24 protein-coding genes and 1 riboswitch are annotated in these 21,063 nt (G+C 38.9%); of the genes, 20 read left to right on the top strand and 4 right to left on the bottom strand.

Features of this window, described 5'->3' with window-relative positions:
* Nucleotides 1–221 precede the first annotated feature (221 nt).
* Complete coding sequence (gene thpD / locus O2Q26_RS13420) at nt 222–1,124, top strand: ectoine hydroxylase (protein ID WP_289216381.1); 903 nt, start codon at nt 222–224, stop codon at nt 1,122–1,124.
* Between the two features lie 91 nt (nt 1,125–1,215).
* Here the strand turns inward: thpD and O2Q26_RS13425 are convergent, their stop codons facing one another.
* Nucleotides 1,216–1,938, bottom strand: coding sequence for a 3-ketoacyl-ACP reductase (locus tag O2Q26_RS13425; RefSeq protein WP_289216382.1), 723 nt, complete (start codon nt 1,936–1,938; stop codon nt 1,216–1,218).
* 187 nt (nt 1,939–2,125) lie between these two features.
* Between O2Q26_RS13425 and O2Q26_RS13430 the strand changes: the two genes are divergently transcribed.
* From O2Q26_RS13430 to O2Q26_RS13475, 10 genes are all read left to right on the top strand, one after another.
* Entirely contained in the window at nt 2,126–3,547 is a 1,422-nt protein-coding gene (locus O2Q26_RS13430) for an MDR family MFS transporter (protein ID WP_289216383.1), read from the top strand.
* A gap of 488 nt (nt 3,548–4,035) precedes the next feature.
* Nucleotides 4,036–4,683, top strand: a complete 648-nt coding sequence (locus O2Q26_RS13435; protein WP_289216384.1) for a DUF3267 domain-containing protein — start codon at nt 4,036–4,038, stop codon at nt 4,681–4,683.
* A gap of 20 nt (nt 4,684–4,703) precedes the next feature.
* Nucleotides 4,704–5,210: a GNAT family N-acetyltransferase gene (locus O2Q26_RS13440; protein WP_289216385.1), complete on the top strand. Its 507-nt coding sequence runs from the start codon at nt 4,704–4,706 to the stop codon at nt 5,208–5,210.
* 43 nt (nt 5,211–5,253) lie between these two features.
* Nucleotides 5,254–5,499 carry a hypothetical protein gene (locus tag O2Q26_RS13445; protein ID WP_289216386.1) on the top strand — a complete coding sequence of 82 codons (246 nt, stop codon included), beginning with the start codon at nt 5,254–5,256 and terminating at the stop codon, nt 5,497–5,499.
* Between the two features lie 507 nt (nt 5,500–6,006).
* Nucleotides 6,007–6,282 carry a four-helix bundle copper-binding protein gene (locus O2Q26_RS13450; protein ID WP_289216387.1) on the top strand — a complete coding sequence of 92 codons (276 nt, stop codon included), beginning with the start codon at nt 6,007–6,009 and terminating at the stop codon, nt 6,280–6,282.
* A gap of 98 nt (nt 6,283–6,380) precedes the next feature.
* Nucleotides 6,381–7,073, top strand: a complete 693-nt coding sequence (locus O2Q26_RS13455) for a Na-translocating system protein MpsC family protein (protein WP_289216388.1) — start codon at nt 6,381–6,383, stop codon at nt 7,071–7,073.
* 203 nt (nt 7,074–7,276) lie between these two features.
* Nucleotides 7,277–7,798, top strand: a complete 522-nt coding sequence (locus O2Q26_RS13460) for a hypothetical protein (protein WP_289216389.1) — start codon at nt 7,277–7,279, stop codon at nt 7,796–7,798.
* A gap of 12 nt (nt 7,799–7,810) precedes the next feature.
* Nucleotides 7,811–7,984, top strand: a complete 174-nt coding sequence (locus tag O2Q26_RS13465; RefSeq protein WP_253935891.1) for a hypothetical protein — start codon at nt 7,811–7,813, stop codon at nt 7,982–7,984.
* A 177-nt stretch (nt 7,985–8,161) separates the two neighbouring features.
* The gene (locus O2Q26_RS13470) at nt 8,162–8,953 is read left to right on the top strand and encodes a GNAT family N-acetyltransferase (protein ID WP_289216390.1); all 792 of its coding nucleotides are present in this window, start codon (nt 8,162–8,164) and stop codon (nt 8,951–8,953) included.
* Nucleotides 8,954–9,324: 371 nt separating this feature from the next.
* Nucleotides 9,325–10,104: a PAS domain S-box protein gene (locus O2Q26_RS13475; RefSeq protein WP_289216391.1), complete on the top strand. Its 780-nt coding sequence runs from the start codon at nt 9,325–9,327 to the stop codon at nt 10,102–10,104.
* Nucleotides 10,105–10,149: 45 nt separating this feature from the next.
* Here O2Q26_RS13475 and O2Q26_RS13480 read toward each other — a convergent pair whose 3' ends face one another.
* Nucleotides 10,150–10,539, bottom strand: coding sequence for a hypothetical protein (locus tag O2Q26_RS13480; RefSeq protein ID WP_289216392.1), 390 nt, complete (start codon nt 10,537–10,539; stop codon nt 10,150–10,152).
* 311 nt (nt 10,540–10,850) lie between these two features.
* Between O2Q26_RS13480 and O2Q26_RS13485 the strand changes: the two genes are divergently transcribed.
* From O2Q26_RS13485 to O2Q26_RS13515, 7 genes are all read left to right on the top strand, one after another.
* Nucleotides 10,851–12,185, top strand: a complete 1,335-nt coding sequence (locus O2Q26_RS13485; protein ID WP_289216393.1) for an NAD(FAD)-utilizing dehydrogenase — start codon at nt 10,851–10,853, stop codon at nt 12,183–12,185.
* Nucleotides 12,186–12,326: 141 nt separating this feature from the next.
* Nucleotides 12,327–12,439, top strand: a riboswitch (TPP riboswitch).
* A 148-nt stretch (nt 12,440–12,587) separates the two neighbouring features.
* Entirely contained in the window at nt 12,588–13,205 is a 618-nt protein-coding gene (locus O2Q26_RS13490; protein ID WP_289216394.1) for a thiamine phosphate synthase, read from the top strand.
* A 26-nt stretch (nt 13,206–13,231) separates the two neighbouring features.
* Nucleotides 13,232–14,323, top strand: coding sequence for an FAD-dependent oxidoreductase (locus O2Q26_RS13495; protein ID WP_289216498.1), 1,092 nt, complete (start codon nt 13,232–13,234; stop codon nt 14,321–14,323).
* The gene (gene thiS / locus O2Q26_RS13500; RefSeq protein WP_289216395.1) at nt 14,307–14,510 is read left to right on the top strand and encodes a sulfur carrier protein ThiS; all 204 of its coding nucleotides are present in this window, start codon (nt 14,307–14,309) and stop codon (nt 14,508–14,510) included. The genes O2Q26_RS13495 and thiS overlap by 17 nt, the downstream gene beginning before the upstream one ends.
* Complete coding sequence (locus O2Q26_RS13505) at nt 14,507–15,277, top strand: thiazole synthase (protein ID WP_289216396.1); 771 nt, start codon at nt 14,507–14,509, stop codon at nt 15,275–15,277. The genes thiS and O2Q26_RS13505 overlap by 4 nt, the downstream gene beginning before the upstream one ends.
* The gene (locus O2Q26_RS13510; RefSeq protein WP_289216397.1) at nt 15,277–16,293 is read left to right on the top strand and encodes a ThiF family adenylyltransferase; all 1,017 of its coding nucleotides are present in this window, start codon (nt 15,277–15,279) and stop codon (nt 16,291–16,293) included. The genes O2Q26_RS13505 and O2Q26_RS13510 overlap by 1 nt, the downstream gene beginning before the upstream one ends.
* A 237-nt stretch (nt 16,294–16,530) precedes the next feature.
* The gene (locus O2Q26_RS13515; RefSeq protein WP_289216398.1) at nt 16,531–17,739 is read left to right on the top strand and encodes a Bcr/CflA family efflux MFS transporter; all 1,209 of its coding nucleotides are present in this window, start codon (nt 16,531–16,533) and stop codon (nt 17,737–17,739) included.
* Nucleotides 17,740–18,031: 292 nt separating this feature from the next.
* Here the strand turns inward: O2Q26_RS13515 and O2Q26_RS13520 are convergent, their stop codons facing one another.
* Nucleotides 18,032–18,562, bottom strand: a complete 531-nt coding sequence (locus O2Q26_RS13520; RefSeq protein WP_289216399.1) for a DUF420 domain-containing protein — start codon at nt 18,560–18,562, stop codon at nt 18,032–18,034.
* Nucleotides 18,563–18,851: 289 nt separating this feature from the next.
* Here O2Q26_RS13520 and O2Q26_RS13525 point away from each other — a divergent pair, with 289 nt between their 5' ends.
* Both O2Q26_RS13525 and O2Q26_RS13530 read left to right on the top strand, forming a co-directional pair.
* A complete protein-coding gene (locus tag O2Q26_RS13525) occupies nt 18,852–19,154 on the top strand; it encodes a hypothetical protein (protein ID WP_289216400.1) in 303 nt (100 codons plus the stop codon).
* A 149-nt stretch (nt 19,155–19,303) separates the two neighbouring features.
* Nucleotides 19,304–19,846 (top strand): DinB family protein, encoded by a 543-nt coding sequence (locus O2Q26_RS13530; protein ID WP_390216650.1) that lies wholly within the window; start codon nt 19,304–19,306, stop codon nt 19,844–19,846.
* Between the two features lie 48 nt (nt 19,847–19,894).
* On the opposite strand, the gene rlmN is transcribed toward O2Q26_RS13530, so the two are convergent.
* Nucleotides 19,895–20,980, bottom strand: a complete 1,086-nt coding sequence (gene rlmN, locus O2Q26_RS13535; RefSeq protein ID WP_253935884.1) for a dual-specificity RNA methyltransferase RlmN — start codon at nt 20,978–20,980, stop codon at nt 19,895–19,897.
* Nucleotides 20,981–21,063: the final 83 nt, after the last annotated feature.

Raw genomic sequence — 21,063 nt, forward strand, 5'->3', positions numbered from 1 at the left:
AGAAGTGATGGAAGCCAATTATGCTTCCTTAAAATTATTGTATTAAAATTATCTCTTTCTTGCTCGCTTTATCAATTGTTTTCGAATTTTTTCGACTTTTATTAAAATTTTTCTGAAATAGTAGTTTATTTGTTTTGTGAGTGGGAACCTAACCCGTACGTGGGGAAAATTCCATGGATTGCTAAAAAAGTGAAAAAATCTTATCCTAGGAGTGTATTGTAATGAAAGATCTTTATCCTTCAAGACAGAATAACAAACCTGAGATTTTTGAGCGAAAGGATCCAGTGATTCATACGGACCGTTCAAAGGATGACCAAGCACCTATCTCAACCGAACAGCTTGACTTCTATGAAGAAAATGGATTTCTGCAAATTGAAAACTTTTTCTCTGATGAAGAGGTTTCAAATATGCAAAAAGGAATTTTTGAATTACAGGAGGACAGCCACGGCGTCCAATCGGATAAAGTCATCAGGGAGCCTGAGAGTGATGAAATCCGTTCCATATTCCACGTTCACGAAGATGACGACTATTTCAAAAACATAGCCAATGATCAAAGGCTGCTGGATATTGTCAATCATTTACTGGGAAGCGATGTGTATGTCCATCAATCCCGTATTAACTATAAACCAGGATTTACTGGAAAAGAATTCGATTGGCATTCTGATTTTGAAACATGGCATGTTGAAGATGGAATGCCAAGAATGAGAGCGGTCAGCTTGTCCATTGCTTTGTCCGATAACTACACGTTTAACGGGCCTCTGATGCTCATACCTGGGTCCCAAAATTATTATGTCAGTTGTATAGGTGAAACGCCTGACGATAATTATAAAGAGTCTCTACAAAAGCAAAAGCTGGGTGTTCCTGATCACGATAGCTTGAGATGGCTGGCTGAAAAAGGCGGAGGCATTTCAGTGCCAACAGGAAAAGCTGGGTCTATCACACTATTTGAAAGTAATACCATGCACGGTTCCAACGGTAATATAACTCCATACAGCCGTAATAATCTATTTATGGTTTATAATAGTGTCGAGAACCAGCTCGTGAAACCGTATTCTGGAGGCAAGGAACGACCAGAGTTTATTGCCGTACGTGATGGAGTGCGAGACTTAAGCTACAACAAATAAATATCCTATGGAATTTCCCCAAAATGAAAAAAGCTCGAGGCATAATTACTGCCTCGAGCTTTTGTGCTTTAATTATTCCAATGAAATGGATTTAAAAAGGGTTCGTCGCCCATTGAAGAGAAGTTTTAATGAAGATGCGCTGGTTCAGTTTAAGCTGTGATACCATATATTCCGCTAAGTCTTCAGGCTGCATGAATTTATCCTTGTCCTGCTCTTCAAGTTTTTCGCCGAAAGCTAATTCAGTGGCTACAAGGCTTGGATTCAGGGTGAAAACTCGGATATTATTTTTGCGGACTTCCTGCATAAGTGCTTCAGTCATGCCCTGGATGGCAAATTTCGATCCGCTGTAAGCTGTGGAACCAGCCGTACCTTTTAAACCATTACTTGATGAAATATTAATTATATTTCCTTGATCCTTTGCAATCATCTGAGGGAGAACGGCACGTGTAACATGATATGTGCCAAATACATTGACTTCAAAAGTTTTTTTCCAGTCCTTAGGATCTATTTCCAAAAAAGACCCCTTTGCGCTGATTGCTGCATTGTTAATTAAAATGTCAGCTGTTCCGAGTTCGTTTTTCAAATGTGCGACAGCCTGGTCGACAGCCTCCATATCAGAAATATCTGCGACAGCATAACTGGCCTTCACTCCTAATTCCTCAGCCTCTGAAACCACTTCTTTTAATCTGCTTTCTGTGCGGGCGATCAAACCGACATGAACGCCTTCACGGGCAAATTCAAGAGCGGCGGCACGTCCAATGCCTCGTCCTGCCCCTGTAATATAAGCGATTTTTCCTTTGATATCTTGTCCCATATAACCCATCCTTTCTGATTTACTGCTAGTGTAAGTGTAATGTTTATAAAATCTATTATCAAAAATATGGATTACACTATATTAATGATTAGGTGCCTAAACAAAATTCTTTCGGTCAATGAATGGATGTGTTAATATATTTCGATGTACGAAATATTAGCCAGATGGACGGGAAAGAAGGAAAAACATGGTTGAAAGAAGTGAAACAACAAGTTCAGAAGATAAAATAAATCGGGGACCTTTGATGCTGGTTCTCATCTCTGGAGCGTTTGCCGCGATTTTGAACCAGACCTTATTGGCCACAGCATTGCCGCATATTATGAGAGATCTTGATTTGAATGCAAGCACGGCTCAATGGCTTACTTCGATATTTATGCTGGTGAATGGGATCATGATTCCGATCACAGCTTTTTTGATTGAGCGATTTACAACGAGGGCGTTATTTCTGACGGCAATGGGATTGTTTGCTGTTGGTACTGCAGTCTGTGCAGTAGCTCCCAACTTTCCTATCCTGATGGTCGGACGGATTGTCCAGGCCTCAGGTGCAGGAATTATTATGCCTTTAATGCAAACTATTTTAATGATGGTCTACCCTATAGAAAAGCGAGGATCAGCCATGGGAATGTTTGGGCTGGTAATATCTTTCGCTCCTGCTATCGGCCCGACGCTGTCAGGCTGGATGGTTGAGCAATTCCCATGGAGGAGTCTATTTTATGTGATTTTACCAGTAGTAATCATTGATTTTATTATTGCATACTTCATTTTGAAAAATGTAACAAATCAAACCTATCCAAAAGTGGATGTATTATCTATCATTCTTTCATCACTAGGGTTCGGAGGGTTACTGTATGGCTTCAGTACGGCTGGAAACACGGGCTGGGGCGACCAGCAGGTACTTATATCCATGGCTGTAGGTGCTGTTGCTCTTACAACATTCATATTAAGACAATTCAAATTGAAACAGCCCATTCTTGAGTTTAGAGTCTTTAAAATTAAAGTGTTCACTCTAACAACGGTACTAGGAATGGTCGTTTTTATTGCACTGATCGGTGGAGCGACTGTACTGCCGCTGTTCATGCAGAATATGCTTGGTTTCACTGCACTTGAGTCAGGTTTGATGCTTCTGCCGGGAGCCCTCCTGATGGGTTTTATGAATCCTATTACAGGCCGGCTTTTTGATAAGTTCGGGGCGAGGTGGCTTGCCATTATCGGCCTATTGATCGTGACCACTACCACCTTTATGTTTACAAACTTGGATTCACAAACGACGTTTACGTATTTAGCTGTTGTAAATGCAGCGAGGATGTTTGGGGTGGCTATGGTTATGATGCCGGTGACGACAGCTGGATTAAATCAACTGCCTACTCACCTGATCCCGCATGGAACCGCGATGAATAATACGATGAGACAGGTTTCCGGTGCTGTCGGCACAGCACTTCTTGTCACTGTAATGACCAATGGGGCAATTCCTGACGAAGGAGTCAATGGTTTGATTCACGGAGTCAACGTTTCATTCATGGTGGCGGGTATAGCCGCCCTAGTCGGTTTAATCTTATCTTTTTTTATAAAAAGTTCTAAGGCCGAACAAAATATCCAAGCAAGTTCTTAAAGAATATATCGAGATTATTTAATGAAAGCTCCAAAGCAAAAAAGTAGAAGTTCACCTGCTAAATATAGGTGTCTTCTACTTTTTTATTGGCTATGTTAAAGGTGGTTGGTGATATTCATAAGTGAGTTATTAAAGTGGCCTAACAGACTTATTCTTTTTAATGTTAATAATAGAAATATGGTATATGAAGTAAAGGGTTATGATAAACTCGAATTATCCAAAATTTTGAATGTATTTCTTCATACAGAATGGAAATTTGAAGAAGCTGAACGATTATATAATGTAAAGTTTTGAATAAACCGAAACTGACGGGTACCCTTTACCGTTGAAAAGTTTAACACTGATTATTTGATAGTTTATGCTTAACTCCAGCTTTAAGAAAAACGTCAAATCAATTCAAGCAGCGACTACGTTCATCATATAGTTAAACTTAAGTAACTCTTCTATAAATAACTCCCAAAAATATTTCGACATGAAGGAGGTTCAGGTTGAAAATAAAAAATGAATTGCCGAAGAATAACATTAATAAACACAATGAACTCTTAGAACAGGGCTGGATTCCTTTAAAAGAGCCATCTTCAGTTTTTTTGGCCACTGTATTTTCGATACCTCTTATGATAATTAATATGATGATAACCTTGGGAGCTTTATATCTAGCTTCTGGGCTTTCTTTCAATGAATTCGGTATCCACGGTCATTCATTCACAATCACTATAAATTTATTATCGCTTTTATACTTTTTATTCTTAATTTTTATTTTGGTAGTAGTTCATGAAGGAATCCATCTATTATGCGTTCCGAAATTTCTCAAATCTAAAAAAACCTATGCAGGACTTACATTCTTCGGTGGGTACGTTTATACGGAGGAAGAGCTGACTAAAAAAAGGTTTCTATTGATTACGCTCGCTCCATTTGTCATTCTTTCTATACTGACCCCTTTCATGCTCGGATTCTTAGGGGTTATGAACTCGACTTTAAAGATCTTAGCAATTATTAACGCTGCTGCATCCTCGGTAGATGTGCTTGGAGCAATCATCATAACTTTTCAAGTGCCAAAGCGGGCAACTATGGTAAACAATGGAATTAAATCCTATTGGAAAAGTGAAAAAACAGTCAAATGGGACATGAAAAAATGAAATGGGAGGGGTTATTAAAGATGGTCAAAATACAAAAAGCTTCGATACAACATATAGAAGGGATTGCCAAGGTTTGCTCAGAAGGCAACTGGGCGACGTATCGTAACCTTTGCTCAGATGAATACATAGCACGTGTCATTAAAGAGTTTTATAATTATGATCGTATTTATCAAGAAGTCACTACTTCCAATAAAGGATGGGGAGGCTATTATGTAGCTTTAGAAGGAAATAATGTTTTAGGAGCTTGTGGGGGCGGTATGAAAAATGAAAAAGAAGCTGAAGTCTATGTTCTTTATCTGGATCCAGACAAAAAGAATCAAGGGATAGGATCGTTGCTGCTGGAGGCGGTAACAAAGCAACAGACAGAATTTGGAGCGGAAGAACAATGGGTATCGGTACAAAAAGGAAATGATATGGGAACCCCTTTCTACGAAGCCAGGGGCTTTACGTTTATGTTTGAAGACAGAAGCTATGCTAATCAAGAAGAGGAACAGTATATTTCTTGCAGGTATCACCGATATATTTAACGTAGATGGCAATAGTTAAATATGACGAGGAGGAAACAGGAGTATGTATTTGGTTATAGTATTCTTTGCGATGATTTTATTCACAGGGGGACTTTCACTTGCAGCATTTGTACATCCGTTATATGGACTTTTAACAATCATCGGCGGTCTAATGCTCGGGTTTGCTCATGTTCCCTGGAAAGAAGTGAAAAAGGAAAAGAAGACGAAATTGTTATATATTGGATCGATGGTTTACCTGCTCATTGCAATGGGCGCCGCATTTATATTAATGACCTATTTTATCCAATAAAAACTCCTGGAGAACCATTGAGGAAGCAGATATAAGGCCATTACTGAATCAGTAAGCTTATACTTTTACACTCCTTTATGAAAAAGTTAAAATCATATGTAATAAAGGGAAGGTGGTAAAATGGGAAGCTTTTTCAAACGATTATTTGGCCAGCGATCGTGTTATATATGTAAAAAGAAAGCAAAGAACCCAAGTTATTATTTGGACGACGAAGGGAATAAAGTACCCGTCTGTTTTAGATGTTTGTCTTATGCAGAGCGGCGAGCATTAAGAAAAGCATAATTTTAACTCAATACCCCTTTTCAATTAACTGAGTTAGCGTTACAATGGAGAATAGGAAAAAGGGATAGTACTTTTTCCCCTATAAATGTGCTAGTTGAATTGAAATGTAACAAATGAATAATCTTGGTAAAAATGTACTGGACAAATAGAGCTAGACATAAGCCAAAAAAGGACCTTTACCTTTTTTGGCTTTTTTTATTGGAAAATTTAGGAGGATCACGGGAAATGAAAGGATTAGATAGAAAGAGGTATGAAAAGTCACTTCACTTGCTTACAGGATTTCATCTAGCGAAAAAGAGTATGGAAGCTTATCACCATGCGAAAGAAACAGTGGGTTCCGGTTCACCAATTGCTGATGAGATCACAAGTGCATGTGCAGCAATTTGTCGAGACTGTGTGGAAAATATTAAGCAACTGAACGATGAAGAGTTACAGGAAGTTATGAAAATCTGTCTGGCAAATGCCATGATGTGTGATGAACTGTATTCTAATGTGAAATAAAAATGATTGGCAGCCTTGTTTAATTTCTATAGATGAGTGGAACTTTATTGATAACTAAAGCGATTGGTTTTAATTTCAATATAAAAAGGATGAGATCTATGGAAAAAAATTCAGTACACGCAGAAATTGCAAGTTATACGGGAAAGCTGTTCAGGGATAACTTTGGAAAAGGACCATCCTCTGTTTATGTTTCTATTGAACATCCCTTTATCACTATTTATCTTAGTGACTTTTTAGCACCTATGGAAAGAGTATTAGTAGGGCAGAAAAATTATATGAAGGTTGAAGAGACACGTGATTTTCTCATGCAGGAACTCTTGCCTGAAATTAAGGCGACGCTGCGAGTGACAGCGGACGTAGATGTTGAAAATATTTATTACGATTGGTCGCTCAGAAATAAATCAGGCATTCTGGTCGCCGTAATCAAAGAAGAGAACAGCGAGGAGCAAATAAGTGACCTTTCCGATTACCCTAAAAAAGATGAAGTTAACAATGAAATTATCAGGGTGAGTGAGCTGGCTGAGAAGGCACCTGAGAAAGTTGAGTCCGTATATTTGAACTCAAGGACCCTTCTTGTCGATCGTAAAGGAATCCTTGTGCGTATTGAAAAAGAACTCATCAACTCAGGTTTTAGTGAACAACTTCGTTTAAGCAAAAGACAGCTCGAGAAAAGGTTACTTGACCCTACAGTGTTTGAAACGATTCTTGGAACCCAAATCCAGGATATTTTTGTGGACTGGGATTTCAGCCTGGATAAAAGCTACATCATATTTATCTTAAAACCAAAATAAAGACTGGTGGAAATGTACTAGACAATAGAGCTAGACATAAGCCGGAGAGGATATGATCCTTTTCGGCTTTTCCTATGAAGAAAATGGAAGTACTCCAATTTATTTTGAGGGAAGGGTGAACCGTCATTACTCTTAAATTAATTTCAACACTTCATTCAACTGAGAGCCATTTTAAATTAAGAGTAAAAAAAGGAGGAAACTAAATGTTCGGAATTGCCGACTTATTAAAGCTGCTTCTATCAGCTTTTATTATCCTGCCGGTTGTATCGGTAATTCGTGAAGGCGGCTATTTGATTGCGAGTCACTTTCTCGGCGCCAAAAGCTCAAAGGTGACTGTGGGTTGTGGACCTCGCATTTTCAATTTAGGGGTATTTGAAATCCGTAAATATTACTTCATGTATAGCTGGTGCAGCTATGAAGAGTTAAAAGTTGATAAAAATTGGGCACATCTTCTCGTATATTCCGCACCGATACTAAGTAATATCATAGTCGCTTTAGGTGTGAATGGGTTGTTAGCGTCAGAATCAATTGGTATGGAAACCTTTTGGCAGCAGTTTATCTTTTATGCCTTTTATTTTGTACTCTTCGATATACTTCCGCTGTATTATCCTGATGGTCAACCGAGTAACGGGAGAGTCATATACGACCTTATTAGACATGGCCGGTTGACGGATTATCAAAAAGATGATCCACAGGAAGAATTGGAGCATGGAACCAATTATTAAAGGGGGATATGAATGGGATATAAACTAATAGCAAAAGATGCAAAAGAAATCGTCATTGAATTTGCGAAAAACAATAAAGAGATAGTATTTGAAACGTATCAAGAAGCCAACGAATTTGCTGTTAAAGTAAAGAAAGAAAATAGGTGGACAACAGGTTATGAATTTTCCATTATTGAAGATGAATAGTTGGTAGGGAACTGGTCTATAGAAGAGCTTAGGCCAGTTTTTTTATATGCGAATATATTAGTTGTGATACTATAAAATATATAAATTAACTCTTTAAGTGGCAAACTTTCTTTGCTTAGCAGTACTAACATGAATGAAGGATTCCATGGAAAAGTGAAGGAATTGGAGGAGCTCGCAGTGTCAAAAGATGAAATCTTAAATATTTTTCATAAACAATTGAGAGTGGATATAGAACCCCAGGGATTTAAACGAGAAAAAACAGATTATGTAGTAAGGCACGTATCTAACTACAATGAAGATGGATTCATTTCTTCATCCAATATTAATGAAGTAAATGCACATGAGGTCATTCGCTCCGAATTGAAATACTTTAATGAAATAGGCCAGTGTTTTGAGTGGAAAGTATACAGCTATGACCAGCCAGCAAATTTGTTAAAGATATTAGAAGCCGAGGGATTTGAAGTGGAAGATCGAGAAGCATTGATGGTAATGGAGATTAATGAAAATCATCCATTTCTGAATTCTAGTTTACCTTCAAACTTGAGAGAAATTACTAGTGTGCAGGAGATCAAAGAGTTGATTCAATTAGCAGAAATGGTCTTTGGAGAATCATTGAGTGAATTAGAAAAAAGGTTGTGTCGTGACAAACAAAAAAATCCTTTATCTCTATTTTTATATGGAATATATGAAAATGAAGAACTTGTCAGTGCAGCATGGATGTATCTTGAAAATGGGACGTCATTTGCCAGCTTTTGGGGAGGAGCCACAAAGCAAGAGGCTCGCGGCAAAGGGTATTACTCCTCCTTACTAAAAGTTCGTGCTCAAAAAGCCTTTGAACATGGGTACCGCTTTATGACAGTTGACGCACTTCCCACCAGCCAGCCCATTCTAGAGAAGAATGGTTTTGATTGCCTGGCTTATTCGTATGGATGTCAATCACCAAAAACAAGGTATTTCAAGGATAAATGAGGTCATTTCGTAGCAGAAATTAATTATCGGTCAAAAATCTGCAGATGGATACACTGGCATCAATGTTGATACAAACTCCAAAGATGCGTGTGAACAGACTGCTTAAATGGAGACCACCAAAATTGTCCGTCTTTTTTGCAATAGAGGTTGGTCGAACCAGTTGCAGTTCCTCGATTGTCAGCGTTTTAATTTGCCACCCTTCCTTTAAACTTCTCCCTAATATTTTGGGACATAAATCTAACCTTTTTTTTCAAATTTAGGTAATTTTTAAACATATAGAAGGATAATCCATCTATTATATCGAAATGTTATTTATGGACGACGTTTGACTGTTCTTTGTTACTATTCAGCTTTTATTAAGGAGAGATAAGATGAGTCAGCTAAGCAACAGTCTTACAGTTAATGAAAAAGAAGAGCTGTATAAGCAAATCATTGAGCATTCCTTTGAACCTACCATCATTCATTCGGGGAAAATTATTTTGTATTTGAATAAAGCAGCGGAAGATTTTTTAGATGCACACAGAAACGAACTGATTGGAAATTCAACTTTAGCTTTTTTTAAAGAGGATAAGAAAAAAGAAATAAGCGATCGAATAGAGAGAGTGCACAATAATCAACAAGCTCCTGGGCGTTTTGAAGAGTTTTTGATAAAAACGGACGGGAGTTTAGTAGAAGTTGAACTCACATGCGCTCCTGTAGAATTCGGTAACAAAAGAGCTATTCAAACGGTGTTCAGAGATATTACGCAATATAAGCTGACGGAGTCTCAACTGTCAGAAGTCAGGCATGAAATTTATGAGATTGCTACGGCCATAGTCCCTGTATCAGATGGCGTATCAATTATCCCTCTCGGAGGGCGGATTGATAGTGTGCGGGTTGATCAGTTATTGGATACTATTCCTTTAAAATTGAAGGACTCTGATCTGGATTATTTAATCATCGATTTTTCAGGTATCTATAAGCTGGATGAGGTCGTTGTCGGGTTCCTATTCAATATCAACGACATTATCAGGCTGCTTGGTATACACCCTGTATTTACGGGGATACGCCCCGAGCTTGCGAGAAAAGCCGTACAAATTGGAAAGGATTTAACCGAGATGCACACAGTAGGCACCGTCAAACAAGCTATACAAAAAATCAATAAAACATAAGGTGAAGCTGCTGAGGATGGGTGCCCCCAAACGTACAGCAGCTTTTTAATCATGAATTAACTCCTTGTTCTTTTTGTATGATTTCTTGAGAGAAGTGAAGTTTAGGAAAAATAGGAGTACAGCTATTAAAACTGCAGGGCCTGCAATATCTAATGTTTGTTCTGTATTTTTAGGGATTCCTTTGTGTAAAAGAGTTATTATCGCATAAACAGCACCGATTCCAATGGGCGTTTTCCAAACTTTCCTTTTTCCCCTTACATAGTCTTTTGAGCTTACCACATCAGTTAACTCCATCCCTAAAACAGCGAAACGGATAGTAGAATAAGTACCAATAAATCCAAATGAAACTAGACTTATTAAACTAGCGGGCAGCCCTTCAGATTGGGTAATTGAAAGCACAACTGCATACACAAATAAAGCAATTGCCAGAATCACTGCAGATTCAGCTGAAAAGGCAAGAATTCCTAATTTGAAAAATATGTTGCCTGATGTAATTTTATGTAAAATAAATATGGGAATATAGTCAGCATCGTAGTGGATGCTGCTTTTAGTAAGTTGAGAGGGTTGTTCGAGGTGAAGCAGGAAGTGTTATAGTAAAAGTGGGAAAAGCTGTTTAGGGAGTTTGGCACGACTCCTGCTTATAAGAATAACCTTAAAGCTATCGTTCTTGAAAGTGAGGTTTTGACTGATCCTTTATGAAGTGACTCATAGATAAGGATTCGTCTCACTAACAAAAGGAGGTACCTATGTACGACATTACAATCATCGGGGCAGGAGTAAGCAGTGTTTTTTTAGCTTATACACTACTGCAGTCAGATAGCGACCTTTCTATCCATGTTATCGATAAAGGAAAAGAACTAAGTGAAAGAAAATGCGGACTGGATGAAGATAAATCATGTGAATGTGAGGATGGCTGCAGTAAATATATTGGCTTTGCAGGTCTTGGCATGTCAGAAGGGAAATTCAATTATACGAACGATTTCGGTGGGGAACTCGGCAAAAAAGTCGGCGAAGAAAGAGTTATCGAACTGATGAAGGAAGTGGATGAGATTCTTTGTAACTTTGGAGCGGAGCAAGCCGACCTGTATAGCACTAAAAATGCATCATTAGCTGCCAGGGCATCCGCCCATTCCTTAAAAGTTCTATCAACTGAAGTCCGTCATTTAGGTTCAAATCTTGCATTGGAAGTTTTTCAGAACATGTATGAAGCTATTAAAGACCACATAACGTTTACCTTTAGTGCCCACGTAGAAACAGTAAGCTTAAAAGAGTGTTTTGCTATTGGTACAAATCAAGGTGACTTTCACAGTGAAAAATTAGTGCTCGCAACAGGGATGAGCGGGAGTGAATGGCTGACTGCACAAACAGCCAGTCTCGGGCTCCACCCGGGAAAAACGCGTCTCGATCTTGGGTTGAGGGTGGAAATGAAAGGAGATCAGCTCGACTCAATACTTAAAGAAATGTTTGAAACGAAATTACAGTACAGAGACCGCGGTTATACTTCAACTACATACTGTATGAATCCTAAGGGAAGGATCATTCGCAAGTATCAGCACGGCCTCGTCATGCCGGATGGTCAGAACCAAAACGAAAAAGAGGTACCGAGTACTAATTTGAACTTCACTTTGTTTACACCTCGTTATTTTCATTCATATGATGCAGCAATGAAGGAAGCGAAAAGAGTGGTCGGAGGCATTAATGATGAAGGTGAAAGGGTGGTGGTTCAAAGATTAGATGATCTGAAGAAAAATGCAGCTACCTCATGCATCGAAAATAACTTGATCCGTCCATCACTTAATGGAGATACAGGGAATTTGAACGATGAAGTCCCCGGGCTTTACATAGAGACTTTGCTAGATTTCTTTGAAGCATTAGAAGGGCTGATTGGAGATACTATCCATCCTGACACGCTCCTATATGGGATGGATGCAAAGTTTTATGAACCGAAATTATATACAAGTGAGACATTCGAAACTGAAATAACAGGGTTGTATTTAGCTGGTGATTGTTCAGGAGAAACCCATTCATTGTCCCAGGCAGCGGCTAGCGGTATTTATTTGGGGAAACTGTTAGCGCAATAGAACTATAATGTTTTCATACTGAGCTTTTTATGTAATTGGTAATGGTCTATAAGTGCTAATGGAAAATAATTTACAAATAATTATAGACCTGAGACAGCAAATCATGTAGAGTATATACTAAATCATTTCCAAAATTTTAATAAATGACACTAGGGGTGCCTTTATTTGAGGGCTGAGATCAAAGTATAACTTTGGGACTCTTTGAACCTGAACTGGCTTCAAAAACCAGCGGAGGAAAGTGATAGAACTTTTATGTGATGTTAAAATTCATTAATAATCGTTCAACAGAGTATGCCACTTTCCTATCAAGGAAAGTGGCATTTTTGATTACTTTTAAGATTGGAATAGACATGATAAACGGGTAGGTGATTTAGTAAGACAAACCCTAATATAAAGGTGGGGATGGTAATAAAACTAATCGGCGTCACAGACGGAAAAATGGAAGAATCAATATTGAGTGAAGTTATAAAAAGAATAACTCCTTTATTAGATTCAATTATCTTAAGGGAATATCAAAAAACCCCAAAAGAGTACATTTCTTTTATTAATAAATTAGTAAAGACAGGGGTAGATAAGAGAAAACTCTTTGTGCATGATCGAGCAGATATAGCGTGTATTGCTGGCGTGAATAATTTACACCTTACTGAAAGAGGGTTATCCGTTAACGAAGTGAAGAAAGAATTTCCGCATTTAAAAGTAGGAGTATCTGTACATTCTTTTCGAGCAGCAGAACTAGCAGAAATGCAGGGGGCTGATTATGTAATGTTTGGCCATGTGTATTCGACGAAATCAAAAATGGGACTTGAACCTAGAGGTGTAGCAACACTGGAAGAAATCATTTCTACTATCCAGATTCCTGTTATAGCTATTGGCGGTATTACTGTGGCTCATTTAAAAACATTGCAAGACAGCAATGTGGCGGGCGTTGCTGTTATGTCTGGGATTTTTAATGAAGAAGACCCACTTGCTGCTGTTGAAAATTATAAAAGGGAGATGGGGAAGGATGAACAAAAAACATGAAGTTCTTGTAGTGGGGGGGAGGAATAATTGGTCATTCGATTTCCTACTATTTGAATAAAAGTGGAATGTCTGCAGTGGTAGTAGATGAAAGTTCTGGGAGCGGGCAAGCTACTAAAGCGGCTGCGGGGATGCTTGGGGTGCACACTGAAAATCATATACCAGGAAAATACCATGAGTTTTGTCTCAGAAGCAGAGACCTATATGAAGAATTGAGCAAGGAATTATTTGATTTAACTGCCATAGATATTGGACTCTCCCCTTTTGGAATGCGGGAAGTTGCAACAGATGAAAGACATGTGGATGCACTAAAGTCAAAATACGCTGCTTTTCCTCATTTGGATTGGATGGAAGGTGACCAGTTAAGAAATGAAATTACATGCCTTTCCGATCAAGTGTTGGGAGCATTATCTATGAAGCGTGATGGTCATGTGGAACCTTATAAAGTTTGTGAGGCATTTAAGAAAGCGGCGCTGTGTTATGGAGGAAGTCTGGTAGAATATGAATCTGTTTTAGGTATCGAAAAAGTTGGTGATTATTTTGAAATTAAACTTAAACATGAATCTATACAAGTGAAAAGAGTTGTTGTAGCCTCGGGTGCAGCGAGTGGACGGTGGTTCACTGAAACGGGCTTAACTAATCCGATGGTTCCGACAAAAGGAGAATGCTTTGCAATTAAGCCTAGAAAAGCTTTTTTCAAGGAAGCGTTATTTTTTAACAATTTTTATATAGTTCCTAAGCCGGATGGACGATACATTATCGGAGCTACATCCAGCCCATTCAATGTTAGTACAGATACAACTGCAGGCGGTATATCTAGTTTAATGAATCTTGCATTTCACGTCGTTCCAGATTTTAAACAGGCTTCGCTTGAGAATTATTGGTCTGGAGTACGGCCGGGTTCTGCAGATGGGGTTCCTATTATAGGAGAGCATCCTGATTATTCTGGTTTGTATTTTGCTACGGGGCACTACCGTAACGGTATATTACTTGCCCCTTCTACTGGTCAGATGATAAAGGATTTAATGACCGGTCAGCAAGTAGATAAGTCGATTAAAGATATGTTATCACCAAAACGGTTTGAACCTAAAGGAGGGGCAATCTATGAATATTCAAGTTAATGGACGGAGGATTCAACTTAACGAACATGAAATCACAATTGGAGAATTGCTTGAGAGCTACAACGTCACAAAACGGATTTCAGTAGTAGAACACAATAAAGAGATCATAAAAAAAGAAGAGTATGAACAAACAAAGATCACAAATGGGGATACATTGGAAATCGTACATTTTGTAGGAGGCGGATGAACATGCTGGAAATAGGAAATAAAACTTTCAGATCTCGATTGATGCTGGGTACCGGTAAATATCCTAGTTTTGACATGCAAAAAAGAGCAGTAGAAGTTTCAGAGACAGAAATTTTGACGTTTGCCGTACGAAGAATGGATATCTTCGATGAAGAGGAGCCTAATTTACTTGAGGAATTAGACTTGCAGAAATATTCACTGCTTCCTAATACAGCAGGGGCTAAAACAGCTGAAGAAGCAGTAAGAATTGCACGGCTAGCTCATGCTTCCGGGTTATGCAACATGATTAAAGTAGAAGTGATCGGGTGTGATAAGACATTATTGCCCGATCCTTTTGAAACGATGAAAGCCTCCGTGCAGTTGTTAGAGGAAGGTTTTACGGTATTGACTTATACATCGGATGATGTAGTATTAGCTAAGCGTTTAGAGGAAGAAGGAGTCCATGCTATTATGCCGGGGGCTTCACCCATTGGTTCCGGTCAAGGTATCGTGAATCCTATGAACCTGGAATTTATTATCGAGCAATCAAGTATCCCTGTTATTGTGGATGCGGGGATCGGCTCTCCTAAAGATGCTGCTTATGCAATGGAATTGGGGGCTGATGGAATATTATTGAATACAGCCGTATCCTCAGCAGGACATCCTGTAAAAATGGCGGAAGCAATGAAGTTGGGCGTCAAGGCTGGCCGGCTGTCGTATGAAGCTGGGCGAATTCCTAAAAAAATATATGCTTCTAAAAGCAGTCCGGAAATCGGGATGATTAAATAATGGAGGAACGTTATTCCCGGCAGGAGCTTTTTTCTGGAATAGGAAGTGAGGGACAAGCGTTATTAGCAGAGAAACACGTTCTCATTATCGGTGCTGGTGCATTAGGAAGCGCGAACGCTGAGATGTTAGTAAGGGCGGGGGTCGGGAAGATTACCATTGTAGACCGCGATTATGTCGAGTGGAGTAATCTAGGAAGACAGCAATTGTATACCGAAGAGGATGCGCTCACCTCTTTACCAAAAGCAAAGGCAGCCGAACAAAAGCTACTGGCTATTAATTCAAGAGTCAAGATAGTAGGTATAGCTGAAGAGTTCCATGCAGAAAATGCAGAACAATTAGTAGAATCTGTAGATATTCTAATTGATGGTACAGATAATTTCAACACGCGTTTCATTATTAACGATGTAACTTGCAAACTTAACGTCCCCTGGGTATATGGCGGGTGTTTAGAAAGTCATGGAACCTGCCTTGCTATACTGCCCGGGAAAACGCCATGTTTGAAGTGTTTATTCGATTATTTACCCCAAGAAGGTGGGACGTGTGATACGTTAGGGATTATCGGGCCTGCCGTCCAAATGACAGCTGCTTATCAAACGGCAGAATGTTTGAAATTTCTAACGGGTCAATTGATGTCTCCAGAAATGGTTTATTTTGATGTGTGGGAAAGGCAGTCTTCTTCTGTAGAAGTAACGAAATTATTGGATCCGGAATGCTCTTCTTGCTCCAGTCAAGCTGATTATCCATTTTTGAAAAAAGAAAAAGGGTTGAGAACGTATATGCTATGTGGCAGGGAAACCGTACAAGTAAGGCCCGGGCAAATCGAAGGATTTTCATTAAAGGCTTTAAATGATCGGATAAAACAAGTTACGAGTGAAGTGAGGGGCAATGGTGAACTGCTGATCTTTCAAATAAATCACTTACGGTTCGTTGTTTTTAAAGATGGAAGAACACTTATTCATGGAATAAGTGATACAAGCGAAGCGCAGAAATTATATCAACAGTATATAGGAGCGTGACATCAAATTGTCACCAATGACTGTCTAATTTCTCTTAACCTAGTAAGGGGAATTAGATTTTTTATTGCAATAATACAGAGTAATTGTTCGGCTTCTGGTAGAATAGATGTTTAAAGTCAATTATTTTATAGATCCAATAAAAAATAGGTTATAAAGGTAATAAAAATGGGGATACCCAAACGGTGGAGGTTAAAGCCTCTTTCAAGTTCAGTTATACAGGAAAGGTGTTTGAGATTGATGATTCATAATCCAACAGGAAAAGAGCGGTTCGGACTGGCTCTGCTTCTCGGAATGCTAGGGATTCTTGGCCCGCTTAACATAGATATGTATTTACCAAGCTTTCCTCAGATTGCTGATGATTTCGGCGTCCGGGCTTCGTTCGTGCAGCTTAGTTTGACAACATGTTTGATAGGACTTGCAGTCGGCCAAATCGTGGTAGGTCCAATCAGTGATGCACAGGGGAGAAGAAAGCCATTATTGCTTTTTATTTCTTTATTCGCCCTATCTTCTCTTCTTTGCGCTATAGCTCCGAACATAACGATTCTAGTTATCGCTCGATTTTTACAAGGTTTTACAGCGTCAGCAGGTATCGTGTTGTCTCGCGCTGTGGTAAGAGACGTGTTCAGTGGAAGAGAACTTACGAAGTTTTTTGCTTTATTGATGGTTATAAACGCTACGGCCCCTATGATCGCTCCCATGACAGGGGGAGCAATTCTGCTGCTTCCATTTGCCACCTGGCATACGATTTTCTATTCTTTGGCCATTCTCGGCCTGATAATAGTGTTGACAGTGGCTGTGAGGCTAAAAGAAACACTGCCGCCTGAGAAGCGGATTCCAAGCACCGTCAAGCACTCTGTTAAAACAATCGGGAACTTGTTAAAAGATCGTTCTTTTATCGGGTATGCACTCACTATAGGATTTATCCACGGGGGAAGCTTTGCTTACGTTTCAGGTACTCCATTTGTATATCAGGGAATCTATGACGTATCGCCACAAGTATTCAGCATACTATTTGGGATTAATGGACTGGCTATCATATCAGGCAGTTTCATTATAGGAAGGTTCGGCGGCATTATCCATGAAAGGAGTTTGCTACGTCTGGCAGTTATTACGGCTGTCAGCGCAACATCGGTACTTCTAGTTATGACAATCATAGAAGGCCCTCTTGCTTCCATTGTCATCCCTATTTTCATTTACATGACTTCGATGGGAATGATTCTTACTAGTACCTTTACTCTTGCAATGGACAAACAGGGGCATCGTGCAGGGAGCGCCAGTGCTGTCCTCGGAATGCTTCCCTTATTATTTGGATCGATGGTTTCTCCGCTTGTTGGTATAGATGAGACGACCGCTGTTCCTATGGGCGCTGTATTGTTTATAACATCCCTTATTGGTGCCATCATCTTTTTCACGTTAACTAAAAAGAGTCAATTAGCACAAACTTAATTTCCAAGCTCATAAGAAAAGAGTCAGTTCTTATTTGAAAAAATAAGAACTGACTCTTTTTTAAAAAGCTATATTAAACATCGTTGTTGATTTTTCAAAAAAGTTATTCAACGAAGGGCGTTAGCCCCAGGGAGCTCACCGTACGCCCATGGAAAGCGAGTGATTTCCCCGACATTCAATCTCCACTCTTTGGAATGGAAAAATCGATAATATCTCGAGGTTAAGTTTTCAACATAAGGGAACTTATATAAATATCAACGCTGAAATTTAACCGAGCCTTTTTAAAGAGTGATTAGTAATATGGTGAGATCATCAGGTAGACGATGACACCGGTCAGACTAACATATAACCAAATAGGCATGGTCCAGCGCGCGATCTTACGGTGTTTATCCACTTTCATTGCTAAGCCGCGGAATAAAGTCAACAGAGCTAAAGGTACGATAGCTGCCGCAAGAAAGATATGTGTAATCAATATAAAATAATAAATAGTCTGCATAATTCCTTCTCCACCATAAGAAGTAGATGTGGACATAGAATGATACGTTAGATAGGAAATAAGAAACAAAGCGGTTGTCGTAAAAGCTGCGAATATGAACCGTTTATGCCAGGTTATGTTTTTCTTTAAGATCATGAATAGAGCGGCTAATAAAAACACGAAGGTGAATGAGTTGAATACCGCATTCATTAAAGGCAGTACCGTGATGTCAAAGCTCGTTCCACTGCCTATTTCAGGAACGAATAACAATGCTACAACAATGGCATTGATGGCAATTGAAAGTCCGACAACCCAGGGCACATAGTTGAAATCCTTATTTATTTGCAAAAGTATTACCCCATCTCATTTATAAGAATGTTCCCAATCTAGTATATAGAAAATAACTATCAATTTCATTATGAAAACGACTAGAATGGTGACGAAAATGTTAAATTTATTGTCGTTTTGACATAGGTTAGATAGAAAGGTTACTTTAAACCTCTAATTTATGATACTCTTTATAAAAATTTACACAGCTTTAACAGGTAAAGGGAATATATAGGATGAAGAAAGAGTAACATCTTAAGTGGTTAACGATTGGGCAATTGTGGAAAAGATTACAAAGGAGTGTAATTACTTGTCTCTAATAGAAATAAAGAATCTTGAGTTTTACAGTCAGCTGTCCTTGAAACAGGTGGAAGACCGGTTGTTGCTCACTGGAGATTTTTCTAATGAATTTCTGGCAAACCACGAAATGATAGAGCCATTTTTATACGTCATCTTGTATGTTCGAGGAGGAGAGAGAATAAAAATTCTCGATGAAGGGACAGCAAAGCTGTACATCCCTTCTAAAAAAGAATTTGATCCGCAAAATTACAATGAGATCATTCGATTTGCAATGGAAAATTCTACGCAATTTAAAATGAATAGTAAACATTGATCCAAGCGGCCTTATCATAGAAGATAAGGCCGCTTCATCTTATGAGGAAACATTTTTCTTCATCATGATAGAGGACTAACAATAAAAATAAAGGATTTCTACCAGGTTTGCCGAATAAAATAATTAAGTGAATTTTTGAGGTGATGAATATGGAAACCCTGGATGAAAAAAGATACATGGTTGAAGAGACCGCAGGCTATTCCCCTTCTATAGGAAGATTATTATCCATGATGCATTACGTTCGTATCACTACATTAGAAGCGGCAGAGGGACTTACATCTGAAGAACTTGATTATCGTATAGGTGGTCAAGGAAACTCAATTGGGTGTCTTCTGTACCACATGGCGTGCGTTGAAGAGGTATATCAAATCATTACTTTTGAGGACCGTGCTCCGACTGAAAAAGAATTTGAGAAGATTGGTTTAGGATTGGAGCTGGGTGAAAAAGCTCATCAGATCATCTGTAACCGTGACCTGTCGTTTTACATAGAGCAATTGTCTCATGCTAGATCCCGAACAATGGAGTTGTTTACAAGAAAGCATGACAGTTGGCTGGATGAAGTCTCACCTTTTGGCCCAGATCATGAAGCAAATAACTACTTCCGATGGTTTCATGTATTTGAGGATGAAATTAATCATAGAGGTCAAATTCGTCTGATTCGACGGCACATGGAAAGGAATAGATCGAGATAATTTGAAACGATCATAAAAATAAGCATGAGGCATAAAGCCTCATGCTTATTAATTGGTTTGAACTTTTTTCTTCTTTTGAGCTTTTTCTTTTTCAATCTGTTTACTTCTCAACTGACCACACGCTGCGTCAATATCCGTACCGTGTTCTGTCCTTACACCGCATTTGATCCCGCGATCCATCAATGTCTGATAGAACGTAAGAATCGCTTCTTTTTCACTTCGTTCATATGGATTGTCTGCAACTGGGTTGTACGGTATTAAGTTCACATAGGATAAGTGCCGCTTATTTTTCAGCAAGTCCGCAAGCTGCTCAGCTTCTTTTTTATGATCATTCACATCTTTTAGAAGAATATATTCAAATGTGATCCGCCTGTTCGTCTTTTCTAAATAATAATCGATCGCCGGCATCAATTTTTCCAATGGATAAGCTTTATTGATTTTCATAATCTTTGTACGCAGTTCATTGTTTGGCGCATGAATGGACAAGGCTAAATTGATCTGGATACCTTCATCCGCGAACTCGTACATCTTAGGTGCGATTCCACTGGTTGAAACAGTAATATGACGGGCACCGATCGACAATCCTTTATTGTCATTAACCACTTTCAAAAAGTCTATAAGATTTTCATAGTTATCAAACGGTTCTCCAATTCCCATCACTACAATGTGGCTGACACGCTCATCATTTCCCTGCTGATCCAAATGCTGCTGCACCTGCATGATCTGTTCTACGATTTCTCCACTTGATAAATCGCGGTTTTTACGCAGCACACCGCTTGCGCAGAATGAACAGCCGATGTTACATCCAACCTGAGTCGTTACACAGACAGAGAGGCCATAGTTGAAACGCATCAGAACAGTTTCAATTACGTTCCCGTCATGTAATTTAAAAAGGAATTTTACTGTACCGTCTTTGGATTCCTGCTTTATTTCTTCCGATAAAGATTCAATTGTAAAGTGCTCTTCTAACACGTCAATACAAGACTGGTTCACGTTTTTCATATCAGAAAATGCTGTGATACGTTTTTGATAAAGCCAATCCCAAACCTGCTTAGATCGAAACTTTTTCTCTCCATGTTCCGTAAGCCAGTTCGTCAGTTGTTCAAAAGTCAATCCGTAGATGGATCGTTTCATAAATACGCTCCTCGTAAAAAAATTCGCTATTCCTATAGTAATCGATTTAGTATTTGTAGACAACCCTTAATCTCTATGTTAGA

This window comes from Halobacillus campisalis (assembly GCF_030345335.1).
GTDB classification, from domain to species: Bacteria; Bacillota; Bacilli; order Bacillales; family Halobacillaceae; genus Halobacillus_A; species Halobacillus_A campisalis.